The sequence below is a fragment of the Indolivaga alginatilytica genome, assembly GCF_003201355.1.
In the GTDB taxonomy this organism is placed as follows: Bacteria; Bacteroidota; Bacteroidia; order Bacteroidales; family Dysgonomonadaceae; genus Dysgonomonas_A; species Dysgonomonas_A alginatilytica.
Genome location: NZ_QICL01000031.1, coordinates 18973 through 45081, shown reverse-complemented (window position 1 = coordinate 45081; position 26109 = coordinate 18973). Strand labels below are relative to the sequence as shown.

General features: G+C 39.6%; 29 protein-coding genes. 9 read left to right on the top strand and 20 right to left on the bottom strand.

The genetic code is table 11. The annotated features are described in order from the left end of the window. Positions 1 to 94: 94 nt before the first annotated feature. Entirely contained in the window at positions 95 to 421 is a 327-nt protein-coding gene (locus tag CLV62_RS18025; protein ID WP_146212785.1) for a hypothetical protein, read from the bottom strand. Positions 422 to 656: 235 nt separating this feature from the next. On the opposite strand from CLV62_RS18025, the gene CLV62_RS18020 reads away from it, so the two are divergent. The 3 genes from CLV62_RS18020 to CLV62_RS18010 all read left to right on the top strand — a co-directional run bounded on the left by CLV62_RS18020 (position 657) and on the right by CLV62_RS18010 (position 3672). Continuing rightward, positions 657 to 1907, top strand: coding sequence for a site-specific integrase (locus CLV62_RS18020; RefSeq protein ID WP_110312172.1), 1251 nt, complete (start codon positions 657 to 659; stop codon positions 1905 to 1907). Positions 1908 to 1934: 27 nt separating this feature from the next. Further along, positions 1935 to 3173, top strand: coding sequence for a site-specific integrase (locus tag CLV62_RS18015; protein ID WP_110312171.1), 1239 nt, complete (start codon positions 1935 to 1937; stop codon positions 3171 to 3173). Between the two features lie 94 nt (positions 3174 to 3267). Continuing rightward, positions 3268 to 3672: a virulence RhuM family protein gene (locus tag CLV62_RS18010; protein ID WP_110312170.1), complete on the top strand. Its 405-nt coding sequence runs from the start codon at positions 3268 to 3270 to the stop codon at positions 3670 to 3672. Positions 3673 to 3758: 86 nt separating this feature from the next. Here the strand turns inward: CLV62_RS18010 and CLV62_RS18005 are convergent, their stop codons facing one another. Both CLV62_RS18005 and CLV62_RS18000 read right to left on the bottom strand, forming a co-directional pair. Beyond that, positions 3759 to 4007, bottom strand: a complete 249-nt coding sequence (locus CLV62_RS18005) for a hypothetical protein (RefSeq protein ID WP_110312169.1) — start codon at positions 4005 to 4007, stop codon at positions 3759 to 3761. 45 nt (positions 4008 to 4052) lie between these two features. Continuing rightward, a complete protein-coding gene (locus tag CLV62_RS18000; protein WP_110312168.1) occupies positions 4053 to 4340 on the bottom strand; it encodes a hypothetical protein in 288 nt (95 codons plus the stop codon). 307 nt (positions 4341 to 4647) lie between these two features. Here CLV62_RS18000 and CLV62_RS17995 point away from each other — a divergent pair, with 307 nt between their 5' ends. Next, positions 4648 to 5706 (top strand): hypothetical protein, encoded by a 1059-nt coding sequence (locus CLV62_RS17995; RefSeq protein WP_110312167.1) that lies wholly within the window; start codon positions 4648 to 4650, stop codon positions 5704 to 5706. Continuing rightward, complete coding sequence (gene cap12 / locus CLV62_RS17990; protein WP_110312166.1) at positions 5703 to 6650, top strand: CBASS system CD-NTase-associated NAD(+) hydrolase Cap12; 948 nt, start codon at positions 5703 to 5705, stop codon at positions 6648 to 6650. The genes CLV62_RS17995 and cap12 overlap by 4 nt, the downstream gene beginning before the upstream one ends. Positions 6651 to 6795: 145 nt before the next feature. Here the strand turns inward: cap12 and CLV62_RS17985 are convergent, their stop codons facing one another. The 3 genes from CLV62_RS17985 to CLV62_RS17975 form a co-directional block, all read right to left on the bottom strand. After that, positions 6796 to 7428, bottom strand: coding sequence for a hypothetical protein (locus CLV62_RS17985; RefSeq protein WP_146212784.1), 633 nt, complete (start codon positions 7426 to 7428; stop codon positions 6796 to 6798). Positions 7429 to 7494: 66 nt separating this feature from the next. Then, positions 7495 to 8004: a DUF3408 domain-containing protein gene (locus tag CLV62_RS17980; RefSeq protein ID WP_110312164.1), complete on the bottom strand. Its 510-nt coding sequence runs from the start codon at positions 8002 to 8004 to the stop codon at positions 7495 to 7497. Then, positions 7997 to 8770, bottom strand: coding sequence for a ParA family protein (locus CLV62_RS17975; protein WP_110312163.1), 774 nt, complete (start codon positions 8768 to 8770; stop codon positions 7997 to 7999). Before CLV62_RS17975 ends, CLV62_RS17980 begins: the two co-directional genes overlap by 8 nt. 793 nt (positions 8771 to 9563) lie before the next feature. Between CLV62_RS17975 and CLV62_RS17970 the strand changes: the two genes are divergently transcribed. The 3 genes from CLV62_RS17970 to CLV62_RS17960 all read left to right on the top strand — a co-directional run bounded on the left by CLV62_RS17970 (position 9564) and on the right by CLV62_RS17960 (position 12045). Further along, positions 9564 to 10031 carry a plasmid mobilization protein gene (locus tag CLV62_RS17970; protein ID WP_110312162.1) on the top strand — a complete coding sequence of 156 codons (468 nt, stop codon included), beginning with the start codon at positions 9564 to 9566 and terminating at the stop codon, positions 10029 to 10031. Beyond that, positions 10016 to 11284: a conjugal transfer protein MobB gene (gene mobB / locus CLV62_RS17965; RefSeq protein ID WP_110312161.1), complete on the top strand. Its 1269-nt coding sequence runs from the start codon at positions 10016 to 10018 to the stop codon at positions 11282 to 11284. Before CLV62_RS17970 ends, mobB begins: the two co-directional genes overlap by 16 nt. A 134-nt stretch (positions 11285 to 11418) precedes the next feature. Beyond that, entirely contained in the window at positions 11419 to 12045 is a 627-nt protein-coding gene (locus CLV62_RS17960) for a hypothetical protein (RefSeq protein WP_110312160.1), read from the top strand. Between the two features lie 145 nt (positions 12046 to 12190). Here CLV62_RS17960 and CLV62_RS17955 read toward each other — a convergent pair whose 3' ends face one another. The 14 genes from CLV62_RS17955 to CLV62_RS17895 form a co-directional block, all read right to left on the bottom strand. Continuing rightward, on the bottom strand, positions 12191 to 12517 hold the full coding sequence (locus CLV62_RS17955) for a helix-turn-helix domain-containing protein (RefSeq protein ID WP_110312159.1): 327 nt from the start codon (positions 12515 to 12517) through the stop codon (positions 12191 to 12193). Positions 12518 to 12709: 192 nt separating this feature from the next. Then, positions 12710 to 13081: a hypothetical protein gene (locus tag CLV62_RS17950; protein WP_146212783.1), complete on the bottom strand. Its 372-nt coding sequence runs from the start codon at positions 13079 to 13081 to the stop codon at positions 12710 to 12712. Next, positions 13071 to 13340 carry a hypothetical protein gene (locus CLV62_RS17945; protein WP_110312157.1) on the bottom strand — a complete coding sequence of 90 codons (270 nt, stop codon included), beginning with the start codon at positions 13338 to 13340 and terminating at the stop codon, positions 13071 to 13073. Before CLV62_RS17945 ends, CLV62_RS17950 begins: the two co-directional genes overlap by 11 nt. A gap of 424 nt (positions 13341 to 13764) precedes the next feature. Further along, positions 13765 to 14190: a bactofilin family protein gene (locus CLV62_RS17940; RefSeq protein ID WP_110312156.1), complete on the bottom strand. Its 426-nt coding sequence runs from the start codon at positions 14188 to 14190 to the stop codon at positions 13765 to 13767. Between the two features lie 10 nt (positions 14191 to 14200). Next, positions 14201 to 15184, bottom strand: coding sequence for a DUF5106 domain-containing protein (locus CLV62_RS17935; protein ID WP_110312155.1), 984 nt, complete (start codon positions 15182 to 15184; stop codon positions 14201 to 14203). 8 nt (positions 15185 to 15192) lie between these two features. Next, complete coding sequence (locus CLV62_RS21580; RefSeq protein ID WP_146212782.1) at positions 15193 to 15444, bottom strand: hypothetical protein; 252 nt, start codon at positions 15442 to 15444, stop codon at positions 15193 to 15195. A gap of 95 nt (positions 15445 to 15539) precedes the next feature. Further along, positions 15540 to 16721 (bottom strand): clostripain-related cysteine peptidase, encoded by a 1182-nt coding sequence (locus tag CLV62_RS17930; RefSeq protein WP_110312154.1) that lies wholly within the window; start codon positions 16719 to 16721, stop codon positions 15540 to 15542. A 393-nt stretch (positions 16722 to 17114) separates the two neighbouring features. Then, positions 17115 to 17522 carry a hypothetical protein gene (locus tag CLV62_RS17925; RefSeq protein WP_110312153.1) on the bottom strand — a complete coding sequence of 136 codons (408 nt, stop codon included), beginning with the start codon at positions 17520 to 17522 and terminating at the stop codon, positions 17115 to 17117. A 37-nt stretch (positions 17523 to 17559) separates the two neighbouring features. Further along, positions 17560 to 18543: a DUF4906 domain-containing protein gene (locus tag CLV62_RS17920; protein WP_110312152.1), complete on the bottom strand. Its 984-nt coding sequence runs from the start codon at positions 18541 to 18543 to the stop codon at positions 17560 to 17562. 238 nt (positions 18544 to 18781) lie between these two features. Continuing rightward, positions 18782 to 20797 carry an FISUMP domain-containing protein gene (locus CLV62_RS17915; protein WP_110312151.1) on the bottom strand — a complete coding sequence of 672 codons (2016 nt, stop codon included), beginning with the start codon at positions 20795 to 20797 and terminating at the stop codon, positions 18782 to 18784. Positions 20798 to 20916: 119 nt separating this feature from the next. Then, positions 20917 to 21984 (bottom strand): FimB/Mfa2 family fimbrial subunit, encoded by a 1068-nt coding sequence (locus tag CLV62_RS17910; protein ID WP_110312150.1) that lies wholly within the window; start codon positions 21982 to 21984, stop codon positions 20917 to 20919. Beyond that, complete coding sequence (locus CLV62_RS17905; RefSeq protein ID WP_110312149.1) at positions 21985 to 23502, bottom strand: DUF3868 domain-containing protein; 1518 nt, start codon at positions 23500 to 23502, stop codon at positions 21985 to 21987. It abuts the gene before it with no gap. A gap of 186 nt (positions 23503 to 23688) precedes the next feature. Further along, positions 23689 to 24243: a DUF3575 domain-containing protein gene (locus CLV62_RS17900; RefSeq protein ID WP_110312148.1), complete on the bottom strand. Its 555-nt coding sequence runs from the start codon at positions 24241 to 24243 to the stop codon at positions 23689 to 23691. Positions 24244 to 24273: 30 nt separating this feature from the next. After that, a complete protein-coding gene (locus tag CLV62_RS17895; RefSeq protein ID WP_110312147.1) occupies positions 24274 to 24618 on the bottom strand; it encodes a DUF3868 domain-containing protein in 345 nt (114 codons plus the stop codon). A 452-nt stretch (positions 24619 to 25070) separates the two neighbouring features. Between CLV62_RS17895 and CLV62_RS17890 the strand changes: the two genes are divergently transcribed. After that, complete coding sequence (locus tag CLV62_RS17890) at positions 25071 to 25952, top strand: helix-turn-helix transcriptional regulator (protein ID WP_110312146.1); 882 nt, start codon at positions 25071 to 25073, stop codon at positions 25950 to 25952. The last annotated feature ends 157 nt before the right edge of the window (positions 25953 to 26109 follow it).

Here is a 26109-nt window from a genome sequence, read left to right as displayed (position 1 = left end):
TCTTCTCACTATTCCTCGCCTCTAGCAAACATCGGATGCCAACAGATAGCATCCGACTAACACTCCTATTCGTAAAATATTTTCACCATTATACCTAAACATACTTACTCAAATCAAAACCCCCATTTATAGATCCACTGTTTATAGACTCTTCAGTCTCATACCCTTTCAGTACAATTAAAGCCCGTTGTTTAGCCCCATCAATCTGATTAACCATCTGTTCATACAAATCAGTACCCTGAGCTCTGATTATTATTTCCGCCACTTGATGTTCTTCTCCCTTAGTTATTGATTTACCTTGCAGAGATTTAGTCATCAACTCAAACTCATCAAACATGAAAGATTGATTACCTGCTAATTCAGCATCGCTCTTTTCAAACTGACAATAGAAAAAGCAAAGGAAGGAAAAATAGGGTAACAAACTAATAATCAGAATGAGTGTCCGTTTCTGTCTTTGAGTGCCGAGTAGCTAAAATGCCAAATTTGGCATAAAAAAGCAAACATTCCGTCTCTATACCGTTACCCATTTTTGACGGAGCAAAACAGGGCAATCGGGTGACCTTTATTGGTAGAGTATAGCACTGTTTGTCTGCTGTTTACATTATTCAAATAACTCATATAAGGAGTAATTTTATCAACTTAAAAATGTGAGTTTTATGAACAACAAATTAAAGGTATCTTTTTACCTGAAAAGAGAAAGTAGGCTTGAGAAAAACAATGCCGGAGAGAATGTAGCATATCCGATTATCGGGAAAATCATTATCGGGAATAGTATCGCCCAGTTCAGTTCCAAATTATCTGTTACTGAACACCTTTGGCATGTCAAATCAGGACGGGCAGTCGGCAAAAGCCGTGTTGCCGTTGAACTCAACAGGGAGATTAACAAAATTAATCTCCTGATACATTCTCACTACAAAGATATTTTAGAGCGCACCGGAACGGTAACGGCTATTGACGTTAAGAACGCTTATCAAGGAATCGCATCCACACAGAAAACCCTGCTTGTTTTGTTTGAGGAAATGATGCGGGAGTTCCAAACGAGGATTGGTATAGACCGTTCCGCATCAACCTATCAAAATTATCAGAAAACGTATAAACATCTCAAATCCTTTATTCGGGGGAAGTATAAAATCCGAGACATATCCCTTTGCCGACTGGATTTGCCTTTCATTGAAGCCTTTGATTTCTATTTGCGGGTGGAATGCGGATTAATGGCGGGTTCGGCAATTACAGATATTATCTATCTGCAAAAAGTCGCACGCATAGCCCTGAACAGGAATTTAATCAACCGTCCACCTTTTGGGGGATTTAAACCGGAAAAACCTGAGATAAAAACACGCTCGCTCACAAAAGAAGAGTTGGAACGGTTTATTTCAACACCTCTTCCTTGCTCAAAGCTCTGCTTCATTCGTGATATGTTCGTGTTTTCCTCGTTCACCGGTATCTCATATGCCGACCTTAAAAAACTTACATGCAAAGAAATCATCACGGAAAAAGACGGTAGCCTGTGGATTTGTTCATCACGGCAGAAAACAGGCGTTCCATTTAACGTTAAACTGCTGGATATTCCCATACAGATAATAGAAAAATACAGAGGGTGTGCAGAGGGAGATTACCTATTCTGCATACCTACGCAAACAACCATAGGCAATACCTTGAAAACAATAGCCACACATTGTAAGATAGACAAGAACGTGACCTACCATCAAAGCCGTCATAGCTTTGCTTCGCAAATATGCCTCTCTCAGGGAGTTCCCATAGAGAGTGTTAGCAAGATGCTCGGGCACAGGGATATACGGACTACTCAACGCTACGCCCGGGTCAATAACGAGAAAATCGGCAACGATATGAAACAATTATCTATACGCCTTACGGATAAATTTGATTATCCGACAAGTAACCGGTAGAATAACAAGAATCAACTATACACAATTATGAAATACAATAGAAGCACATTTAGCATCTTATTCTATCTCAATACGAGTAAGAAAAAGAAATCGGGCAAATGTCCGATAATGGGGCGTATCAGTGTGGACGCAGAGAGCAAGGCTTTCAGTATCGGAATGGATATTGAGCCAAAACAATGGGATGCCGCCAAAGGAATGGCTGTCGGCAAGCTCGATGAAGTTTTCACTATCAACAAGCAGATAGAAACCTTAAAATCTGAATTAGAACAGTATTATCGGAATATGGTAGAGAATCAAGGTTTTGTAACCGCTGAATTGCTCAAAAATGCACTTAGGGGTATCGGAACGGTTCAAAATACAGTTATGCAGGAGTTCCCTGAACTGATTGAAGAAAAACGGAAAAGTATCGGAATCAGAATAGTTGCCAGTTCTTATGCTATTTATCCTGCTGCATACAGACACTTCAAGGGCTTTTTGAAGCATAAATACGATTCTCACGACATTCCTTTCGGTATGGTTAATGGGGCAATGATCGAAGAATATGATTATTACCTAAAAATAGATGCACGGCTGTCTTTGAGAACAGCAAAGTCAACTATGAAACCGTTCCGTACTGTGGCAATGCGTGCATTTAACAAGGGATTGTTGCGAAACGACCCTTTCTTCGACTATACCCCTGAAAAGATAATATCTAATCCTCGGTGGCTTTGTCATGACGAGATAGACCGCCTGATGAAATTAGAAATAAAAAGCCCTGCTCAGAACTTCGTCCGGGATATGTTCCTGTTTTCGGTCTTTACGGGCATTTCTTATATTGATTTAAAGAATTTGCAATATACGGATATTCAACAACAGGCAGACGGTAGCCTATGGATTATCTTGAATAGGCAGAAAACAGGAGCAACTTCATATATTCCCTTATTGGATATCCCCAAGAAAATTATCGACAAGTATAAGGATACGAAGTTTTCCGGTAATGATGGCAAGATTTTCAAGATACGGTCTTCCACCAGTGTTAACGGACATTTGAAGGAGTTGGCAAAAGCTGGCGGAATCAATAAACGGCTTTGCTACCACATGAGTAGGCACTCGTTCGGAACTGAAATTTGCCTTTCAGGGGGAGTGCCGATAGAAACCGTTAGCCGAATGATGGGGCATCTGTCGATCAAGACTACCCAGATTTATGCGGAAGCGACCCGTACCAAAATTAATGAGGATATGACAAAGCTGGCAGAACGGATCGAAGGAAAATATACCTTAGCGTAAACGGATAAAAGGTATACAAACCCGGCAGGAGAAACAGGAGGTATCCTGAGAAAGAAATTAACAGTAGTAATCAACCAATCTAAAAATCAACATCATGGAAACAGGCAAATTATATATCAGTACAGATGAGAACAATAACACAGAAGTTATTTTCAAACCGATAAACGGGACAGTGTGGCTCACACATTATGAAATTGCATTCTTATTTGGTGTCCATACTCAAACGATTAACAATAACCTTCGGGCTATCTTCAAATCGGGTGTCTTGCGGGAAGATGAAGTTTCTTATACTTACAGATACGCAGTCAACTCTAGTAATTATACAGAACGGCAAGCAGTTTACTACAACCTAGATGCAATTATTGCTTTGGCTTATCGTATTAAGTCTAGGAATGCGGAGATTTTTAGAAAATGGGTAATGGATAGAATTTGTAGACAAAAGGAAAGCAAGTCGGCTATTGTGTTTCGGTATGATTTTGATAATATATCATTGAATTAGAAGAGGTTTGATTATAATTATATCATTAAAAGTGAACAGGATTTGTTCGCTTTTTATCTAATAAAACAAGGTCTTATTCTAGATTATTATTTGACATTTTCTATTTTAGAATAAATTTGCAAAATCTCTTTAGCAAAGTAATATCCTCTTTGTTTAGCCCAATACCAAAATATTATGACAACAGGAATAGCCAGGTATGCTCTCCAGTCATCATAATAGGTTATAATGATGACAATAGAACTAATAATAGCACAAGTTAGCATAGTTCTGGAGAAAGCATAGCTATTACTAAAATCCTCCGCTCTATGATCCTTGGATGTAAATACATGTCTCATTGCAATATTAAATTATTCTTTATTACAAGCAGCTTGATTAGAAGTTTATTTCTTCAAGCTACTTTTTATTGACTCATGGTTGTAAACTTTTACTCTCTTAATACCTTTTCCTTCTAAGAGATTGGAAGATGGAACTCCTCCCCATGTAAAGAAGAAGAAATTTTCCAGCCAACTACCTAGGGTATTTAAGAGATAACCTAAGCCAAATGCAATTGCTGTATAACCAATTACATAATCCTTATCATATTGATATCCGAAAAATGGCAAATAAGACAATAGCATTATAAAGCCCGGAACAAGAGATGATAAGATGTCATATGATTTAGTTCCCATCTATTATAAATGATAAGCGGCATTATAGCCGCTTATCCTGTTAGCATAGCTTTAATCTGATTAATAATTTATAGGAGAAACTGATAGTAGTCATTGATGATTATGACTGCTGTGATTATTGCTAAATTTAATAAAATTTAATAAAAATAATTTGATTATCTTTTTAAGCTTAGAGTTATTTTCTATATAAATGACATTATGTCAGCTTGTTGCATTTAAATAAAAACAATTTGTCAGGTGTAATATTTTGTTTCCTATTGGCATTAATTTTGCTTTTATTTTTTTAAATATTAAAAAAAGATACAACATGAGAAACTACAGTACACTATTGTCTAAAACCTTATCACGTCAGAACCCTGATCAAGATTTGTTAGTAGAAAGGAAAATGTTCAGTGCATTTGCAGATGATAAACAAGATATACTTAAGTATATAAAGATTGCAATGAATGAAGTTGACCAAAGTTATACACAAAAAACGATAGAAGCAGGGGAACGTGTTAAAACTCATTTACAGAAAGAGCTAACAAATGTCACTTATAGGTATCAAGGCTCTGTTATGACAAGAACACATATTAAAGGATATAGTGACATTGATTTATTGACAATTTCTGAAAAATTTTACAGTTGGGATCGTTATAATGTAGATAAAATTCTTGATTCGGAAACTGAGAAACAAAATTTCTATAGGACACAAATCGAGAAACTAAACAGGGAGTTAAATTTAACACCATATCAAGGTAATTGTCTCCAGGATTTGAGAGATATCAGATTGAAAAGTGAAGATATTTTGATTCGGAAATATACCAAATGCGACATATCTAAACCTAAATCTATCAAAATTAGAAATCTTGATTTACACCGAGATGTAGATATTGTCACTGCCTCTTGGTATGATGATGTGCGATCAATAATAAACGATAAGGGTGACAATAGAGGTGTGCAGATTTACAATAAATCCACCAATACTAGAGAATCTTCAGATTATCCATTCATTAGCATCAATAGAATCAATGAAAGGAGTACAGAAACACAAGGGCGCTTAAAAAAGATGATACGGTTCCTAAAAACATTAAAAGCAGACTCTGATCAAGAAATAGAATTTAGTAGTTTTGATATAAATGCAATTTGTTACAATATCTCCATAGATGAATATAAAAACTCTACATATTTGGAATTAGCAATAGTTTTATACAATAATTTCACCAAAATAAGTTCAGATCCATATTACGCTAATAGTATAGTTTCAGTTGATGGACGTGAATATATTTTCAATGGAAAACCTGGTAAATTGGGTGAATTTAAAAAACTAAGTTATGAACTTGATCAAATAATAAAAGATTTAATACATTTTAAAATAATAGCATGAAACCACGAATTTTTATAGGATCCTCTAAGGAAGGATTAAATGTTGCTGAAAAAATTAAAGATTTCTTTAGTGATGAGTATGAATGTTTCCTTTGGACTGACAATATTTTCAAATATAATGAAAATTTTCTTGAAACATTAATGAAAGAAGCAAGCCTATTTGATTTTGGCTTCATGGTTTTTACGCAAGATGATCATACAATCTCTCGCAAACAAGATTTTGCCACGGCAAGAGATAATGTCATATTTGAATATGGTCTATTTTTAGGTCGATTGGGGCGTGATAAAGCATATGTAATTAAAGATCAATCAGTAAAGCTCCCTTCGGATTTATTGGGAATTACTATTGCGGATTTTAATTGTACTAAAGATGTAGACGATTCTTTAATTATTGATGATGATTCTTTAATTAAAACTTTATCAAAATTAAAATTAGAAATACAAGAAAAAATAGAACTTGGATTCTTGGGGATGTTGCCATCCACGGTTTTAGCGATAGGCTATTTTTATAATTTCATACAACTAGTGTGTGATAGTATTGGTAGTGGATATGAGATGTCTGTAAATGGAAAAAATTACACTAATGCTAAACTTAAAATAGTATTACCCAAAGACCTTGATTCTGATTTGAAGAAAAAAGCTACAATCTACCATAAAAAGAATTCATTTGAACAATTACAAATAGAGACAAAGCATCGACAATATCCATTATATGTTTCAATTGATAGTCATTATGACAGCTTAATCCTTAGTGATATGCCAACAACACTCAATGGGATAGATAAAGCAATTGATATGTACTTAAGGGTTGGTCATATTGGTAAATCTACCGAACAAAAATTATTGGAGGAGCGTGAACTAAGAAATTTTGAAATGGTTTTGAGAAAGCTAGTAGCTAATGATGCCTTTTGTAAGGAATTTGTAGAGTTTATCACTGAGCCGTAATTTTTGATTAGCTGAATCAGATATTGATTTCAATAGTTTCATGATCTTAAAACAAATAGCTGTATAAATAATTGATATACAGCTATTTATTGAATTAATGATCCGACTAGCACTCCTATTCGTGAGATATATTTCACCATTATTCCTAAACATACCTACTCAAATCAAAACCCCCATTTTTAGAGCCACCGCTTATAGACTCTTCAGCCTCATACTCTTTCAGTACAATTAACGCCCGCTGTTTAGCTCCATCGATCTGACTGACCATCTGTTCATATAAATCAGTACCCTTAGCTCTGATTATTATTCCCGCCACCTGTTGTTCTTCTCCCTTAGTTATTGGTTTACCTTGTAAAGATTTAGCCATCAACTCAAACTCATCAATCATGAAAGATTGATTGCCTGCCAATTCAGCATCGCTTTTGTCATAACCTGAACACAAGATGAATTCCTCCTCTGAACTAACCGGCAGATCATTCGTTGATTTAGTTACCGGTTCCGGCTCTTTTCTACCAAGCGTTGGTTCCATAGGAATAGCTTGTATTGGTTTATTCTCTTCTATCTGCTGTTGCTTGTTTTTCAAAGAAGCCAAAAGTCGTGTATCTGTTTTTGATTTACCCACAAAGCTCGGAATACCCCGCTCATCTAACTCTACGCTGTTTCTCCGTGCTACTTTTCTATCTTTTTTCTTTCTATACCACTCATTAAACCAATCTTTGAAAAGTATCCACAAATTCAAGCCTGCCATATACAGACAGGCTACAGCCAATACTGCCATTTTTATTTTCTCTGCATCTATATCTATTTCCATTTTAGTTTTAGTTTTAGTCTTAAATTTTGAATATTATTTAACCAGGTCATTCTTCCCGATACGGTATAAAGCATTAATCTCCTCCCTATTGGCTTCAAAATGTTCGGCAAGAACATTATCTATATATCCCCCGACAGTAACAATCTTACCATCTATTATTCTTGCCGCACTCGCAATATTTGAAACCGTCTTGTGCAGCTCCTGATTGATATAAACATTCTTTCGGGAACCCGATTCGCTTTTAGTGAGAAACGTACTCTTATAATACGACTCATCCGGTTGATTGCCTCTCTTTCGTTTTTGATGAAGGCTTACAGGCTTACTTTCGGCAATTGGAGATTCTTCTAACTCTTTTTTTGGTTGATGGTCAGTAGTTAGATTATTTTCTGCCTTTTCGGGTTCAATTTGTTCCGGTTCCTTAGATACTATACTCTGCGAAAGATCTCCTGCTTTATGAACCTGACTGATAGTTGAAAGCAGGGTATTCTGATTGGGTATCTCTATCTGACGGCTCTTCGCTTTTGTTTTATCCTGCTCACTCATGCTTGTTTTGATTTATGAGTTGAATAATCTCTTCGGACAATAAATCGAAGTTGCTCCCACTAAGCAATCGTTTATCGATCGGAAAGAGTGTCGAACGAAATACCGGCTTGTGTTCCTCCTCCATCTCGTGACGGAAGCGTTTGCTGTCGGGCAGCACATTGTTTAGCACATGTAATTCCAAATCCTTGATTGCATTCTCGTATGCAAGGTACAGCTTGGTTTTCTCCCGCCCGTCTACCAGATTCCAGATCAGATACATCCCTTTTACATTGCCTGCTTTGGGCTTGATGATAATATCATTTATCAGGATGGCAAATTGCAGGGTACTTTCCAGAACCATCCTATCGGCACTGATGGGTGCAAAAATGTAATCGACCGAAGCAAGGGTATTGACAATGCCTTCGCCATTCAATGTTCCGGGCAGATCGAATAAGATAAAATCAAATTCATCCGATGTACGGTTGATCAATTCTTCGGCAACAGCAATGGCTTCTTCTGCTTTTGCTTCCACAATCGCAAAGGCAGGCTTATCCAATCGGGTAAATTGTTCTTCTGCCATCTTGTTGTAATAGGGATCATTCATCACTTGGTCGATTTCTCTGGCTCTCATTTTCACGACACTGTGCTGGGGGAAGTCACTGTCAATAACGGCAACATTATATCCCTTGACATAATGGAGATAACTCGAAAACAATACGGTCAATGTAGTTTTGCCGATTCCTCCTTTTTGGGTGGAGAAGGCTACGAATAATGGGTTCTTTTTCATACTGAAACTATTTTGGTTTTTATGTAAATACATCGGTACATGCTTATGTACCTGTTTGGGTTTATTGATAAGCGTTTACTCTGTTAGAAATATATATTGATACTTGAATACATAGATTGTTTTGTACGTGCTTAAGCAGGTTGATACCAACTTACCAAACGACTCTACTAGAAATGTATATTGATACTAATGAATACATAGATTGTTTTGTGCTTATGTTGCTTTGTACTAACTAAAACAAGTTGATACCAACTTACCAGGTTTACAACTTTGGTACATAAGCGAAAGCTTGCGTAGACGCTTACATATAAGTTTATATATACGCTTATATAAGTACCAAGCAACTCACCAAAACACATAGGTAAAAAACAAAACATCAACTCTTGTACCGGCTCACTCGCTTAATTACCTGCAAATAAAAACAGAATATCAATTACTTATACCGTTTCCAACTCCCGTGTCATCCTATGTCCGGAACTGACATATCGTGTCTACCAAAGCAATGGCTATCAGCTCACAGCCATTGTCTACTTTTGAAAAAGAGAATCGTAAAACCCGAAAAAGTATAATGGAAACAGTGAGCTGTTTCGGAAGTTATTCCCGAAGTAAATAAGCAACCGTTCCGCTTGCTAGTATAGTCCGCCCTAACGAGCGGATTTTATTGTCAATCGACAATAGCAAGAAGTGTTCCCGGCAGCAGAAAATTCCATTTTCATCTGCCAAAACCTTTCTTGCTCCAACCTTAAGTTGGAGGGCGGTTCTCCCAAGTCGAACCTATTTAACCAATTGATGTATGAACAGGAAACCTGTTGTTAAAGGGGCAATACTGCCTAAGAAGACCCAAGAGGAACAGAAAAGGGGGCGAGGTCGCCCAAAGAAAGACCATTGTCTAAAATATAGATATATGTTTCGTCTAAATGATAGTGAGAATGAGAAATTCTTAGAGATGTACAAGCAATCCAAAATGAAATCCAAATCATCATTTGTTGTAGATCGTGTACTAAACAATCAACTAAAAATCATTCAGATTAATAAAAGTACAATTGATTTTGTCATGTTATTGACACAATTCTTTGCCCAATTCCGAGCCATAAAGAATAACTACAACCAACTATTTACAACATTGGTTCGGAATTTAGGGGAAGATAAGGCTCGTTATATGCTAAAGATAGTAGAGAAATCGACACTTGAATTTATTCAATCCAAGTTAGAGATCGAAGAATTAGCCACCAAACTCAAAGAACAATGCTTGCCAAAATAAGTACCGGAAAGTCTGTTTTCGGAGTTTTAAACTACAATAAAATCAAAGTAGAAGACAAGCAAGCGGATGTAATCTACAGACAAAAGATGTTCGATTCGGCAGATGGTAAATTCTCCATTCGGGATTGCATGGATTCGTTTTATTCCTATCTGTCAAATAATAGGAAGACAGAGAACGTAGTGTTTCATGCTTCGCTGAATCCCGATCCAAAGGATAAGCTATCAGACGAACAACTAGCTGAGATTGCCCGAAGCTATATGCAAAAGCTTGGCTATGGTAATCAGCCTTATGTTGTTTTCAAGCACTCGGATATCCAAAGACAACATCTGCATATCGTTTCATTACGGATTGACGAAACAGGCAAAAAGATTAATGACAGTTACGAGGTCAGGCGTTCGATGAAGATTTGCAAAGAATTGGAACAGGAGTTTAAGCTTATTCCTTTAAAGAAAGGAAAACGGGAAAATGAAGCACCTACCAGGAAAATAGACTATCAGGCAGGCGATATTAAACATCAAGTGGGTAATATCACTAAATCAGTGATGGCAAATTATCGCTTTCAGTCATTGGGAGAATATTGTACTTTATTGGAAATGTTTCATGTAACAACAGAAGAAGTTAAGGGAGAACATAATGGTAAACCTTATAATGGCTTAATCTATTCGGCAATTGATGAGCATAAAAACAAAGTCGGTGTTCCCATTAAATCATCAAAATTCGGCAAGGATGTTGGATATGATGCGTTACAAAAGCATTTTGAACTATCTAAATCAGCTATTGAAAAGGTTAAAGTCAAAGAACGGTTAAAACCGATTATTTCCGAAGCAATGAAGCGATCCCGTTGTATGGATGATTTTAGAAAGTCGTTATTGCAATCGGGTATCGGTTGTGTATTCCGTAAGAATGAACAGGGGCGTATCTATGGTGTGACCTTTATCGACTATCAAAATCAAACCATACTTAACGGTTCCCGCTTGGGTAAGGAGTTTTCGGCGAATGTATTTAATGACCTGCTGAATAATCCTTCTCAAAGGAACATTCAGCAAACGGTGGTTGATAAACTTTCCATTGAAACGAATCGTCTCAGCAACTCTGTTGAATCCGTTGGAGTTCAACCAGACGCTGATTCCGATGGTTTAAGCCTGCTCGCTTTTGAGCAGCATGGAACGGATTGGGAAGCTGAGAAGTTTGCTGGTGAAAAAGAAAAAGAGGAGAAAATCAGGCAGCGAAAGAAAAGAGGGAGAGGGATGTAGAGTTGTGTTGTGTTCTTTTCTTTACAATCTGATTAACACAATGTGATATTATATATTTACAAATACGTCGTTTGCAATTATTTCTTTTAATTTTGAAGAATCAACATAAAAATAACCAAAATAAGGATGATATAATGAAACGTATCTTAACGATCTTAATAATCATAATGCTATTTGCTATTAAAAGTTCTGCTCAAATCAACTTCAGAAATGAGTCTGGCTCTCATCCTATAAATGACGAAAAACTGGAAAAAGAAATAAATAAGAATTTTAAGATACCTCAAAATAATGAACTTGAATTCCGATTATATACCCTTCCGACATTAACAAACAGTTCTTCTCTTTTTGTTATGCGGTTAAATAATAAAATATGGGAAGCCCACTTATTTAGGAAAAATCACAATTCTTCTTGGGTTGCCGAAGATGTTGATAATAATGGACTCGATAATTTATGGAGTAAGTTAGATAAAAATCAGGTTCTTACTTTACCGGATCAGGAAGATATTAAAGACAAAATGAAAATATTTAAAGCTGATACTACTGCCGTATTAGAGGACTGGGGACATATGCAGACACAGGTAATGGATGGAGTTATTTATCATTTCGAACTAACACAATATAATTACCGTAGGAGAGCATATAGCTATCATTGCCCATACACTTACTTGCAGAAGTATCCTAATATCGAGGAGCTTTACCGTGCCTATTCGATTATAATTTTGGTATATAAGCATTTGGGAATACCATTGTCTGTTTGCTAGTAAGATGAGTTTTATTGTTAATTTAGATCAACAAATAGCTCCATATTTTTATTCTTAATGAAATTCTTTCCCTTATCAAAGTCCTCCATTGTTTTTTGAGAGGACATTCGTTAAGGGAAAAAATTAGTGTTGGTTGGAGGCGGCTTTATACTTTATCTTCAGATATAGGCTCAACCCACCTGACTGTTGCAGAACTGCTGTAATGCTTTACAAACACTCGGATATCGGTTGCCCTGTAATATACCCGTCCTTCTACCTTGAAGAATGGCAGAATACCCTTATCCCTGTAACGCTGCAAACTGCGATACGACACTTTCAGCAGGAACGCCAAGTCCTGATTATCCAGTATCTTCTCATTATCGTCTAAAATATTATGGGTATTGACCAATGTTTTCAAATCCCTGCCCAGTTCGTCCAATTTGGAGGTGAGTCTCTGCATCCAATTATTAAATTTATCTTCTCCTATATACATATTGCTTCATTTTAAAGGATTATAATACTCTTGTTATTATCTCCAATGCATTGTTGATCAAACAAAGTACAGCAGAATAGAGTAATGAAAATAGAGGAGCCGTTAACGGCTCCTCTAAATAATAAGTATAATGTATTTGTTGTTAGATAATTACAGTTGCATCTTTTTTCATTTTCTTTTCTTTGACTCTCATTAGCTGTTGTTTCTCCTGCGGCTCTCCCTGATAATAGCCGCCCGCATAGCATCCAGTCCTTTGGTCAGGTTACAGGCTTTGCGTCTGAAAAGAGCATCCTGCCTGTCGTAGATATCCCCGAAACTGAAGTTTAATCCCTGCTCAAAATGACTAGCCAAATGATTCAGATGTGTAGGATTACCGTTTTTACCGGTTACAGCCTCCAGATAATGTAGTCCGCAGGTAATCTCGGTAATGCCCATTACCCCGAACTCTTTGAGTTTAGGAATCAGAAATAACTCGGACGGACATATCGGGGAAAGCTCCCGGATAAAAGCTGCGGGATATTCCATACGGCGGTGCAGCAAGTCCTGTTCGGATTCAATCAGCAACAACGCTTCTTTGAGAAAACAGACGGCAGGATTTTTTTTCCGTTCCCCAGACAAGTGTCTGTTCCAGCAGGGAGTTGAGTCTGGCTCGGGTAAAAGCATAGATACGCAGGAGCAGGCTGAAATCGGACTCGGCCTGGCTGAGTGATACCATTTCTCCCGCAAACTGATTCAGGGCATGGTCTAAGTTGTTTTCTGAGGCAGGCTTTTGTGAACTTGTTTCCAACAACCTGAAGAACTGTGTTTGAATTAATCTTCTCATAACAATTTGTATTAATGTATAATGGACCAATAACACACACGGGCATTTCTTGCTGATGAATAATGCCCTGCATGGCTTTCAATAAACTAGCTGTTACTGCCTGTACCTGATGGTCTAAACAAGCGGTGTGTTTTTGGTATACATCTGTTAGTAAAAGAGATTCATAACAAATGGTATGGATAGTATCGGATAGATTGGTCTGGATGTATTTATTGTGTTGCTTTATTTTTTCTATGGGCTGTAAACCGCTACTAAACTGTATTCAAAGCGGCGAAGACCTGCTCTAACCAAAAGCAGTTGTTGCTGTAAGGCAAAGAATCGTTAATACGGTCATTACTGTCACTGCAATGCCGAGAGCTATTATTACGATCAGTGCTTTGATTGGAAGTAAATTATATTTGTTCATAGAGTATCTGTTTGATTTTTAATGGTCTTTATTTGGGATTAATATATTCATCAGATGATGCTTGGGTTCGTCACCAATCCGGGCAGATTGAGATAGTGGCATCTTGCAAGTGCCGAAAAAAACAGCTCCCGGTTCTATCTGAATCCGATTAATCAGGGCATCGCCTCTGTAGGTGGAACCTGCATGTAAAAACAGTAATTCTGTGACCTGCACATTACCCGTCAGACTTCCCGATACTTCTATCTCTGCACAGGCTATATCGCCTGTAACGATTCCCTTTTGTCCTACGACAATCTTTGCCGAACAGTTGATATTGCCTGTTATTGTTCCGTCGATGCGTATATTGTCATTGCCGTGTAAATTGCCCTCGATAACTACACCGGCTGAAAAACAGCTATATTCTACCATCGTAGAGTTGTTTTTCCTTTTAGCTATGTTCCACATTATTTATTGCTTATTTATTCTTTGTTTTTAAGTATTCTTCAATGCGTGCTAGTTCCGTATCTTTTAGAATCACTTTCTTATCGCTGTCCAGCAGGTAAAGCGAAGGAATGGCTTTAAGGTCATACAAACGTTTGTTCTGTACCGCCAGCTCTTTGTCATAGCCGTTGATCCAATTTGTTGGAATATCGCTCAGGTGCTTTTTCCAGATTGTGATATCCGCATCAGGATAGAAAGAGAGTACCGTAAGTGTTTTGCTTTGTATGAGTTCGTCCAGTACGGGTGATGCTTTTATTCCTGCAATTGTTTCTTCGCAGGCATGGCAATCGGGATTGTAGAATAAAAGCAGGGTATTGTCACTATTGAGTTGATGAAGTGTCCCTGTTTTTCCCGATGCGAGTGTGTAACTAAAATCGGCTGCCTGTTCTCCGATGCGGTTTTTCAGCATCATCGCCAATTGGAATTTGGCACGTTCTTTTTTCGCTTCATCGCTTGTTCTGTCTTCGATAATGTATCGGACAACGGGTATATAAAACTCATCGTTACGCAGAGGAGAGTTCGGTTCATACAGGTATTTTTTGAACAGATCACAGAAGTAAGGATACATCGTTCCTGTTTGTTCTTCTTTGGCTTTGCCTAGTAATACTTTTATGGAGGATTCGGCTGTTTCTTTTTGGGTATGGGGTAATATCTCTATATAGTTGGCAAATGCCTGTTCGGTAACTTCGGGCAGATGCGTATAGCTTGTATCCGAAAAGTTAAAGTTATCCCAATAATGGATTACGAGATATTCAGCCCTGTCTTTAGGCTGTTTGAGGCTATCGGGGATGGATATCATAACAAACGAGGGTGTGCTTTTTTGGACAGGGGTTTTCGTTTGGTTGCTACCCAATGGTTTGCTGTTACAGGTCATAAAACAAAAAATGACGAAAAGGGTAAAGGCTACCGGATAGATGATCCAGACTAATACGGAGGGGAGGTTTACGTTATGTCTCATTCTTATTGTTATCGGTTAAGGGTGGTGTTAACACTCAGAGCGTCTATCAGCTTTCGGCATACTGGACAGTTCAGGCGGTAATACTCTGCCCCGGTTATCTGATCCATGCACAGGGAGAATTGTTCCTGATTGCCTGCTGTAACCGACTGTAAGTTGGCGGATAGTGTTATGGGGCTTTCCTTTATCAGGTAATGCGATGAAAGCATAATCAGAAATGCCGCCACATAAGCTAATCGTTTCTTTGTCTTTGTAAGTTCCATGTTTGATCGTATTATAAGTTTTTCATTAAACCGCTAGTTGTTTTTTAAAGCAAAGGACGCCAAGACGCCAAGTTTTTTTGCTCTCTCTTTCTCTCTTATTCGCTCCATTTTAGTTTATTATACTCTCCGTTCAGAAAAGGAAACCTCTCCTGTGGTATATAGCTTGTCAATCCCGAATATTTGTTTATTTCAAAGCCGTTGTAGCCGATCATAAAAGCCGTTGTTGCCGCTTTCCATATTACAGCCTTTTCTACCAATGCCGACAGTTCAGCTTTTTGCGTGTCGTTTTCCAACAGGCGAGAGTAATAATCCTCAAAGTCGAAGAACAGGCGGTAGCTGTAACGGTCGAAATGCTGTATATCGTTTATTGTTATTTCTTTATCAAAATCACAGTTGCTTTTGACAAAGGCAGCCAGATTATCCAACTCCGAGGTCTTGATGACCGAGAAAGTAGCCGAGTGTTGCCAACCTGTGTTGTTATTAAAGTAATCGAAAGAGCCTTTAGCAAATTGTGTCAGGTTGGGCGTATCTTCAAACAGGTTATTGATAGTCTGTGGATAACTTTCAGTAAACCCCGGAGAGACAATCTCGGCACTCGATGCCAGTATATAATTGGTTTTGTCTTTGAGTTCGTAAGCTACTTCGATCCCTGCCATAAAGCAGGCTTCGAAAACGATGTATTCAAAGGTGTTATCGGGTATGGCATTGGCAAAATCGATAAGGTTCATTTCATCGCTGCCGTCTATTATAATGGATCTGGTGGTGGATCGGGGTTGTGTTAATGCTCCTTTTGGCAGCCAGCCGGAAGCGTGAGAGAATAGGAGTAAGCCGTAAGTCCTACCGTTACTTGAAAGGGGGTATAATGCCTGTACTTCGGCAATTACACGAGCGAAAACTTGCGGGTCGGCAGAGTTTTCTTCGGAGTAGGTTTTGAGTATATTCAATGTATTTTGTCCCTTGCGGTTGACTATTTCAGTTAAGGTCGGTGCAGTTCCTGCGCCATCCTGATAGATCAGCAGTTTATCGCCGTCCGAAGCTTTCCACCCTGAGCGGATGGCTTCGATCTTCTGATCGGTTTCGCCTGAGAGGTTGTTGTCACCTCCCATATAGACTATAAGGATATGGCGGGGGGCTATGGATATACATTCCTCGTCATTGATACAGGAGAATAATAAGAATAGCAACAAAATAGCCCCTCCTAGCCTCCCCAAAAGAGAGGAATTGGCAAAGCCCCGAAAGAGGGTATTTATGAATGTATATCTATCTATTATTGTCATTTGTTTTATCTTTTGTTGTCTTTACCTTTTTAGTTTCCCCCTTCCCCCTTCACGACAATAAGAAGGGTTGGGGAGACTATCGGGGCATCCATATAATCACTACCTTGATGCCGCCTGCTTTATTACAAATCTTATAATATATAACGACACAAACTATGTAGCTCCTTTACCCGAAATTTTATTTCCTTTAAATTGAAAAATGTGACATCAACTACTTTTTCTTACTATTTTACTTTTCATTCATTCATTCAAATGACCCCGTTGTCCTCCCCGTTTGGAGAGGCGGGGCGAAGAGCGGCGGGCATCACTGCCCACCGGGACTTTCTTTACAAAAATTTTACAAAACTACAAATGCGCCGAATCTGACGATCCGGTACTTCTTTATATGTTTAATCATTCCTTTTGGCAAAGCATATTCTCAAAGAGTGCCTGACGGCATAAAGATCCTGCACGAAATACGTCTTCGCATACTTCCTCCACAGACAGGTTGTTTTCCTTGTCCCATTTGTAGCGGGCATAAAAGGTGATATGACCTGTTTCATTCAGGTGAAACTGTCCCAGAGGGATGTCCCGATTGGTCTCTCTTATTATCTCCCGGGCTTCTGTCAAGAAATCGTCTACTAAATAGGTGCTGTGTATCGACGTGATTTCGAGTGCCTCTGACTCTATTTTAAAAACATGAAATAACATGCCGTAAGTATCTTCGCCATAACATAGCAATTGCTTGTTTGCTCTGTCATACTCTGTGGCGTAACCTTTATCGGTAAGCAGTTGCATGAGGTATGCTAGCTTTTTATTCATTGCCTGGCTTTTGGGTTATATTGTTTTTTACCTTGCATCATATTTCTATTTCGCCCTTGTCAAAGTCATCAACTACGAGGGGTGAGAAACTAAGATTCTTGTTGTCGTCCAACGAAAAATGGATCGTATACACCTTGTTACGTTCTATACGAATCGCCTTACCGTCTATGCCCTTAAATGGAAAGTTCTGTATCTGCCCAATTCCGTTGAACTCGTAAACGACCTGAATCGTCAGAACCGGCAGCAAATTACTTTCCGCTTCTACTGTTTCGTAGATATAAAGGTTTATTGTCTTATCGGTTTTTATATATGATAGTTTGTTTAACCGTGGTACAGAGGTAATATCGGCTAAGGGGTTATCCTCCGAAGGCAGAAGGTAAGTCCGGGTTTTGGGATTGAATACTTGTACCGAAATCAGTTTGAATTTAGTAACATCGTTAATATGATCGGTCACATCCACACGTGCAGCCATGCGTTTGAGGTTGATGGTGGTCTTTGTTGTGCCTTCTGCTGTCAGTGCTAAACTCTGTTTGGCATACATCAGCAAGGGGCATTGGAGGTTTGTGCCATTTTCGGTCAGGGCAATGCTTTGCAGTTTTTGCAGATCGTTCAGGCTATTGATTTCCAACAACTTGTCGGCTAATCCGTTTTGGGCGTAATTAGCGATTACATAAATATCGGTAGTACCCGAAAAATCACTTGATTTTATGGTTACCGAAACCTTGTAATTACCGGGCGATCCCGAGAGGGCGGTCGATAATCCACGTTCGGAGTTTAAGGGTTCCGTACTCAGGTATTTGCTGAACTCGCCTTTTGCCGTGACTACAAAAAAGGCTACGGATCTGATTTCGTTTTCGGCAGTGCTTCCTTCAATGGTCGCATAGGTGAATGCTTCATCGATACCTACTTGCAGATAAGCGGTTTGGTAAGTGGCTGTGGGTAGGTTTATGTTTGCTTCGTCTGCCTTGTTACAGGAATACAAAACAGTACAAAGCAAACCGTATAGTATTAATTTAAACATTGTATTGTATATTGCGTTTAGCTGGAATAAGTGAACTGTTTTATGGTGAGTACCTTGTGGTACGTTTTATTTCCTTTTTAGTGGTTTCCTTTTTGGGTAACATGATTGCTGACATGGCAGCTCCTGTATTTTTGCCTTGCTGCAGGGCGAACAGTTGCCCTTTTATTTTTTATTATATTAAAAAAAGCAGGTGAGTGGTAATCACCCACCTGCTTTGGAGTATAGTACTATTTACTTATTATTTTTGGATACAGCGGATAGACAAGCCATAGGCACGATAGTATGCATTTACATCACTGCTTATGGCGGTGAAATCTAGCCTGTTTGCGAAGTTACCGTTAACTGTAGACGACCAGTAATGGCCATACGTTCCCTGATTGTTGGAAATCCCAGTTCCATTGTTACGACGACCTGCTGCTGGTAAGTAAAGGGTTTCGCCTGCTACATCACCCGGAATAGCCAAACAGTGAGTAATTTTATCGAACTGAGAATCATTAGTATAGGCTGCTTTGATTAATAACAATTCAGCAGAAGTTGGCACTCTCCATCCGGCAGGGCATGGGCTATTGTTAATAGCAGCAGTCCATAATCCATTGCGAGTAGCAAAATCTGCATCATCCGATTTCAACCAATCGAGTAAAGTACCAGCATTAGTGATAAACTTAGCAGCATATTGTCCGCCCGTAGTTGCATCAACAAAAGAAACAGGACCTGCCTGCTCATCGCCAAAAGCGGCAGCAGTAGCTTTTGTTACCCAACCGATGTTGCTGCGTCCCCACTGATATACCTTACCCATAGAAGCTTGATTTAATACAGTTGCATCAATTTCTGTTGCATCTACATTAACAGGAGCCCAATATTTACCGCCAAACAAAACAGGCTTGTAAGCTGTACCGTTGTATTTAGGTACGCTGGTAATAGTTATTACTTTCGTAAAATCTTTGTTGGCTGCGTTTGTAAGGGTAATAATCGCTTTTACAGGAACTTTAACTGTTTGTACAGGAACTGTTACACTGTATTTTTGTACATACGAAGCACCTGCATAAGTAAGTGTAGCAGCAGGAGCATCAATGGCAAGACCCGGTAACGAAGTACCGTCACTATACTGGTAAGTAATGGCAGCTGTTGTACCGCTCATTGAATTTACTTCGAAGGTAAATGTACTGGCAGTAGTTGCTTCCGAGATGTCATATGTGCTAGTAGCAGCATCGATAACACCGGCACCTGTACCGGTAGCAGCCAATGCCGATACGGTCATAGCATCAGTTCCGGGGCCTACTTCTACCGTTGTACCTTCATCCCATGGATTGATAACCAAAGTCCACTCAATATTCGTTACATCTACTTTTTGGGCTTTCAGCGTATAACGGCTGTTAGCCAGAATAGGAGTGGAAGCAGGAACGGGTACTGTGTATATTTTTGTTACTCCACTGAGTTTTCCTTCGATCGAAATCACTGTTTTATTGCTTTCTAGGGTAGTTGGATACAGGTAGAATACGCTTTCGGTAGCACCCAGGTTTGCATTTGTTAACCCGGTGAAAGGGATTACGGGTAAACCGCCTGTCTCGATCGTTTTGCCTGCACCACCCGAAATAAGGTAGCCTCTCAGGTTGGCATTCGATACCACGATATTGGTGATCGTGAAATTGGTAGTTGCCGCTGTGTTATCCACATCGAAACGAGCCACACGGCGTTTTAGATTCACTGTTTTCTCAGCAACAGTTGCAGTTTTCACTTCTGCCACAGTGGTAGAAGCCGACATCAAAAGACCATCCGTAGCAGAAGGCTTGATAAGAGCTGTTTGTTTGTCGGAAATAAGATTCTTAAAAGCAGCTTCGGTAGTGGTTCCTACCACCAATGCACCTGCGGCTTCCATTTCCTGAGCCTTACCGATACCGTTACCCACGAAGTAGAAAGTTCTGGCTCCTGTTTTTCCGGTTACATCGATAGTGGCAGTACGGGATGTCGCCGATCCGGTTGTAAATCCCGTAATGTCTCCTGTACGGTCGGTACGGTAAATATACTCCAACACACCACCGTTAAACATACAGATGTAGAGGTCTTTCAGTACAGTTTCATTGGTGTTGGCAATAGGTGCGGCATAAGTTACCGATCCGTTTGCCGCAGGCAAGGTAAAGGTAATTTTACCCGGCTGGTCGGTATTACCGCCTACGGTAACATCCTCTTCGTTGCTACAACCCGTAAACAAAAGGGCGGCAACGGTAAATAACATAAAATTGAAATACTTTTTCATTGTTAAAAATTTAGTTTAAAAAAAAGTTTATTAAAAAATTGCTGTTTAATATTTATAATGATTATTCTTTACTCTTTTATTGTTTACTGTTCATTACTAACTGATCACTGTTAACTGTTTCATAAATATCCTCCTTCGTCCCAGTCATCGATTTTTACCAGTGAGACGGTTACGTTATCGCCGTCGATGATCAGGAGCAGATCGAACTCCTGTCGTCGGTTGGTATCCAATACAATACTCATTGCATTGAAAAACACCGCCAAGTCTATTTCTTTCATAATGCGTGTACCGCCCAGGTATATGCTTAGCAACTGGTGTGAGCTGTCGCTGTAACGGTAGGTAATGAACCTGCTTTGCAACGAACGGGTCTCGGTATTCATATCCCCGAGGGTGTAGTGGCTGATCAAATTATCGGCGGAATATATCCGGGACATGTAGCAAATACTTTCGCTGCTGCCGGCAGGATAGGTATCGTATGCCGGGCTGTGCAAGTTGGCATCTCCGCCCTGAAAAACAAACCCGGGCATGAAACTGTAGTCACAGGCTATCTCTTTGAGCTGCATGTAATACCCTGCGGTAGCGGTAGGAGCTTCTGCCATCTTTGCCCACCTGACGGTAATGTCTAATACACAGTGTGCGTGAGTCATATCGACATTTATCTTACTGACCCCGTATTTTTCGATTGTAAACGTACGGTAGCCGTAATAAAGCCGTTCGGAGTCGCTTTGCATCGCATCCGTGCTTTTCGTTCCCACATAAGGATTATCGAGATAAAGCATCATCTCCTGTTTGGTGGTGACACCTACCTGTTCTTTGTTTACCTTACTTGGCTCTGCCTTATTACCCCATGTGATAACAGTGTATTTACCGGGAGGCAAATTAATTTCGGATACGTATTTTCCGAAACACGAGATACCGGGTAGTCTGTTAATGGCATACAGCACATCGTGTTCATCAAAAATATATTCATCTAACGACTGTATATACATCGGCAATACATTCTCAAAAGTGGTATTCTCCCGGTTGTAACGGTATATAATGCGTGCGTTATATTCGCAGACCTCTGTCTGACGGTCGATATCGCAGGAGGAGAAAAAGATAAGAAGCAGAAACAACAGCCCCCTGAATCCCCCGAAGGGGGACTTAAGATGGCTAGTGTGTCTGTTATATATGTATGTTCCTATCATTTAGTTACTCCTGATATTAAGTAACAGCAAGTTAGTTTCAGCTTGCTTGCGTGTATCTTCCGATTCGAGAGCCATACGCAGATACTGTTCCGCCTGCTGCATATCACCTAACATATAATAATACACTCCCTTGTTGATATGCCCTATACGGTTATTGCCCAACTTGTTCAGGTAAGGCAAAGCCCCTTTAGCATCACCGCTTATCAGACAGGCAGCAGCCGCATTGTTGTTAGCAATCGCATCGTTGGGATAGGTCTTAGCCGCTATCTCGTATACTTTTTTGTAATCGGGTGTACCGGGTGTGTAATCGTTAGCTACACGATATATCTCTTCCAGACTTAATAAGTTGGGACGGGTATAAACCAGTTCACGTGCTTTCTCGTCCGAGATAGGCGAAACACTGTAAGAGGCTTCGAGTTCGATACGACGCAAGAGAGGAAACAAGTTCTTAAGCATATCCCTGTAAGGAACACCTCCCTGAAGCTCCATCAGCGTCTTTTCTCGTCCATCGAAGATGCTGTAGCTATAGATCACCGCTAAAACATCGGCTGTATAATCCGGGTTTTTCTCGTTCAGCAAACAAATCAATCCTTCCCAGTCTTCGGCTACCGACTCGGTATCGATCGGGAAATCGTTTAGCTTGTAACGACCGATCATATATTGCTTAAAGCCGATGGAACGGTTTCTAGCCAGTATCTCATTCGATTGGTAGGTTCCTTCGGGAGAGGCATAACCGGTAATCAGCATATGATTAAGTGTAATCAGTTCGTTATCCATTACCGATCCCATAAAAGTATGCACCTTTGCCAGTTGCTGTGTGTTTTTACCGAATGACGGTAATACCTTGTATATTCCTTGCGGATAATCGATCTGCACTTCGATAGCTGAACTGCGTTCTTTAACAGCTTCGCTTGGGGCTGTGAGCATACTTGCCATCTTTCGATAAATAGCAGGGTCGGGATTCCAAACAACGATAGCTCTGGGTGCAGGTGGCGTAACAGCTGTTTGAAGAGGTACTGCCGGTGTCATATTAATATCGGCAATAAGTACCTGTGTGCTTAACGGTGATTCATTACAGCAATCGTGAAATAGCTGCACGGCATGGATAGAGGCATGATCCATCCAAGCCTCGTAAAGAATACTTAAGGTATAATCCACTACATAGGCGGTGCTCTTATCTATTCCCCGGATGGTTTTATAAACCGTTCCTTTTTCAAACTGAGGCTGACCGGAGAGCAGTTCACCCCGGCGATCGTATTTGTAGCGTTTATTGCCTGTGTAGATCACACAGGGCAGCACAAGGTACTTGTCGGCATCTTCGAGTGAGAGTTCCAGACGCAGCGACTGGTCGCTGTGCAGCTGTATGTTTTTAGCCTGTATAGTAAAGGCCATGTTCAGCTTGTCGCCCTGACGGCTGACAGTATGGCTGTCAAGGCTGATCTGTGCCTTTTGCTGTGCCTGTAAAGACACACAATGAAGAATGGTTAGTGTTAGCAGTATATATAGTTTAGATTTCATCTTTTCTTTTTTTCAGTTAGCAGTCTTTTCAGTTATCAGTTATCAGTCAACAGTCAACAGTTATCAGTTATTTTTCTCGTAACTTGTAACTCGTAACATGTAACTGTTTTCACTCGTCTACTTGTTTACTCGTCAATCCGTTTACTTGTTTCCTCTTGTAACTCGTAACTTGTAACTCGTAACTATTTAATTAATCATATAAATAATCGACACCCCCGCTTTGGTGGGTCCGATGTAATTTCGTTTGTAACTACCCTGTAATTCGAGGCATCCCCGGCAGGTGTATTTATCATAGTCGAGATGTACATAGCCTACACCGGCGGTCAGTTCCAGACTCCACTTGCCTTTTAAGGGGAAATGGTAGCCGTAGGAGATACCTCCTCCGTACATACTGCCTTTATAGATATAATCATTCATCGAATGGATAAAGGAGAGTTCGCCCACGTTGAATTTACCGTAAATACCGTGCAAGCCGAAGAAATGCCCTTCGAAGGACTGGCACGGCCAGTAACGCAGTTCGGGCTGTACCAGCCAGTGACGAAGAGACGTGTTTCCCGAAAAGTCCCACGGGTTGTAACCGCCGGCAATATCCGCCGTCAGCTTCCTGCTCAGGGAAAATTCCATAGCCAGATTGGGTGTGGTGGTTGCCAGATACAGCAGGTTGGTCTTATAGGCTACTTTCTGCGACGAAGCATGGAGGCTAAAAGCAATCAAAAGAGTCAGCAGTATTTGTTTGTACATTGTATATAGGTAATTGTTAGTTTAATTGGCTTAATTGGCAACAAGGGATAGTTTAGCTTTACACATCCAGTCCTGATAAGGTATGTCCAGGCGGTACGAACACCACAGCGGCGAATGGTTAATTGCCCGTATCGCCTTATAAATCCGGTAATCCCTGAAATAACCAAACATATGACTGAAACAGCGGTGACGTTGTCTGCCGTTGATAATGACCAAAGGCAGTTCCCGGCTATGCTCGTTGTCTGCCAGTACGGGGGTCAGAACGATAGATTGGTTGTCAGCAATGTATCTGCATAGTATTGAGATATCCATACCGATGTACAGGCGTTCGCCCTTGTGTACAAGTGCGGGGTCATGAAGTTCTATTTTATACATAGTTTACGTTTTAGATCACTTGTTTGCTTACAGGTTACTTGTTTGTATGACAAGCAGAATAACATTCAAAGACAGTTACAGCTAGCATTTATTTTATTTATTCCTTTTTAGTCCTTATTTCGTTGTCTCATGAGCACAATTGCGTCTTTGTTTTTCTCCGTTCTTTTGTGTATTTTGGTCTTCTGTCACTTGACAAGTGTCAGATGTTCAATTGATTAGAACGTATTTATTTAACAGTCAGTTTGTTAAATCCGTATGTAGAGAGTCGGATTAACGAATGGTCAGCTTTTAGGAAAACATGCCTGTAAGAAAAAGAGCTTTTTGGAAAGCTTTGCTTATTTGTAAAATGCTTATTTAAAACTATTTATCTTATTTTTGGTCTGCTGTTTTGAAGGAAATTCTGCACAAACATCCGGTTAACACATTTATTTTAAACTAATTATATCCAAACTATGAAACTTTTGTACGCACATGAACACATCGCTTGTATCAACTACCAACCGGCTAAAGACGCCCTGATGGAGGTACTCTTTTTAACTGCCGGAGAACAATCCGGCTTAACATCCAAAGAAGATAAACTGCTCTTTGTGCTCGAGGGAAGTATGGAATTTTCATTCGGTGAGTATCAGGACAGGCTGATCGATGAAGGCAAAGCCCTGATGATTCCTGCCAATTATACCTTTACGGCAAGGGTACATGAAGCCTGCCGGATACTGGTTATCCGACTGGCAGAGCCTGTAGCCTTGTGCGATTGCTTCTCGCTGGAGAAGCTACTGGAGGCTTGTCCGCCAAATTACAGCTATACATTAAGTTATCTGGGTATAAACGATGTATTGCAAAACTATCTCGAACAGCTGGCGTTCTGTCTGGACAAAGAATTGCTGTGTGCCCGCTTTCTCAAACTTAAGATCGAAGAACTCTTTCTTTTACTAAGAGCCTTTTATACGAAAGAGGATCTGCTGGATTTCTTCTACCTGCAACTCACAGGTGATATGGCATTCTCCCGTCAGGTAAACAGCTATTACCTAAAGGCTAAAAATGCCCGTGAGCTGGCATCCATGCTTAATTACAGCTATTCAGGATTTATCAAACGCTTCAACAGGGTATTCAACCGTCCGCCTTATCAATGGATGAAAGAACGCAAGGCACATCTTATCTACCACGATATCAATACTACAGAGAAAAGCATGCATGAAATAAGCCAGCAATACGGGTTCAGTTCACAGGGAAGGTTCAGTGATTTTTGTAAACAGGAGTTCGGCATATTGCCCAAAGAAATACGGCTGAACAGGAAAAAAGGGAATAATCCTGAAAATATAGGTAATTACGAATAAAGGCTTCGGTAATTATTTGACTTATTTTTGCACCGTTATTATGTGTTAAAACAGGAAGCTCTGACACTTGTCAAGTGACAGAATTACAGAGAATTAATCTTGCACGATCTAAATATACACAAATTTTAACTACCTGTTTATTTTTCCGCTATTTTTA

Coding starts and splice junctions, on each gene's coding strand:
- CLV62_RS18020 (WP_110312172.1), top strand. CDS start 657: ATGAACAACAAATTAAAGGTATCTTTTTACCTGAAAAGAGAAAGTAGG.
- CLV62_RS18015 (WP_110312171.1), top strand. CDS start 1,935: ATGAAATACAATAGAAGCACATTTAGCATCTTATTCTATCTCAATACG.
- CLV62_RS18010 (WP_110312170.1), top strand. CDS start 3,268: ATGGAAACAGGCAAATTATATATCAGTACAGATGAGAACAATAACACA.
- CLV62_RS18005 (WP_110312169.1), bottom strand. CDS start 4,007: ATGAGACATGTATTTACATCCAAGGATCATAGAGCGGAGGATTTTAGT.
- CLV62_RS18000 (WP_110312168.1), bottom strand. CDS start 4,340: ATGGGAACTAAATCATATGACATCTTATCATCTCTTGTTCCGGGCTTT.
- CLV62_RS17995 (WP_110312167.1), top strand. CDS start 4,648: ATGAGAAACTACAGTACACTATTGTCTAAAACCTTATCACGTCAGAAC.
- cap12 (WP_110312166.1), top strand. CDS start 5,703: ATGAAACCACGAATTTTTATAGGATCCTCTAAGGAAGGATTAAATGTT.
- CLV62_RS17985 (WP_146212784.1), bottom strand. CDS start 7,428: ATGGCAGTATTGGCTGTAGCCTGTCTGTATATGGCAGGCTTGAATTTG.
- CLV62_RS17980 (WP_110312164.1), bottom strand. CDS start 8,004: ATGAGTGAGCAGGATAAAACAAAAGCGAAGAGCCGTCAGATAGAGATA.
- CLV62_RS17975 (WP_110312163.1), bottom strand. CDS start 8,770: ATGAAAAAGAACCCATTATTCGTAGCCTTCTCCACCCAAAAAGGAGGA.
- CLV62_RS17970 (WP_110312162.1), top strand. CDS start 9,564: ATGAACAGGAAACCTGTTGTTAAAGGGGCAATACTGCCTAAGAAGACC.
- mobB (WP_110312161.1), top strand. CDS start 10,016: ATGCTTGCCAAAATAAGTACCGGAAAGTCTGTTTTCGGAGTTTTAAAC.
- CLV62_RS17960 (WP_110312160.1), top strand. CDS start 11,419: ATGAAACGTATCTTAACGATCTTAATAATCATAATGCTATTTGCTATT.
- CLV62_RS17955 (WP_110312159.1), bottom strand. CDS start 12,517: ATGTATATAGGAGAAGATAAATTTAATAATTGGATGCAGAGACTCACC.
- CLV62_RS17945 (WP_110312157.1), bottom strand. CDS start 13,340: ATGAGAAGATTAATTCAAACACAGTTCTTCAGGTTGTTGGAAACAAGT.
- CLV62_RS17940 (WP_110312156.1), bottom strand. CDS start 14,190: ATGTGGAACATAGCTAAAAGGAAAAACAACTCTACGATGGTAGAATAT.
- CLV62_RS17935 (WP_110312155.1), bottom strand. CDS start 15,184: ATGAGACATAACGTAAACCTCCCCTCCGTATTAGTCTGGATCATCTAT.
- CLV62_RS21580 (WP_146212782.1), bottom strand. CDS start 15,444: ATGGAACTTACAAAGACAAAGAAACGATTAGCTTATGTGGCGGCATTT.
- CLV62_RS17930 (WP_110312154.1), bottom strand. CDS start 16,721: ATGACAATAATAGATAGATATACATTCATAAATACCCTCTTTCGGGGC.
- CLV62_RS17925 (WP_110312153.1), bottom strand. CDS start 17,522: ATGAATAAAAAGCTAGCATACCTCATGCAACTGCTTACCGATAAAGGT.
- CLV62_RS17920 (WP_110312152.1), bottom strand. CDS start 18,543: ATGTTTAAATTAATACTATACGGTTTGCTTTGTACTGTTTTGTATTCC.
- CLV62_RS17915 (WP_110312151.1), bottom strand. CDS start 20,797: ATGAAAAAGTATTTCAATTTTATGTTATTTACCGTTGCCGCCCTTTTG.
- CLV62_RS17910 (WP_110312150.1), bottom strand. CDS start 21,984: ATGATAGGAACATACATATATAACAGACACACTAGCCATCTTAAGTCC.
- CLV62_RS17905 (WP_110312149.1), bottom strand. CDS start 23,502: ATGAAATCTAAACTATATATACTGCTAACACTAACCATTCTTCATTGT.
- CLV62_RS17900 (WP_110312148.1), bottom strand. CDS start 24,243: ATGTACAAACAAATACTGCTGACTCTTTTGATTGCTTTTAGCCTCCAT.
- CLV62_RS17895 (WP_110312147.1), bottom strand. CDS start 24,618: ATGTATAAAATAGAACTTCATGACCCCGCACTTGTACACAAGGGCGAA.
- CLV62_RS17890 (WP_110312146.1), top strand. CDS start 25,071: ATGAAACTTTTGTACGCACATGAACACATCGCTTGTATCAACTACCAA.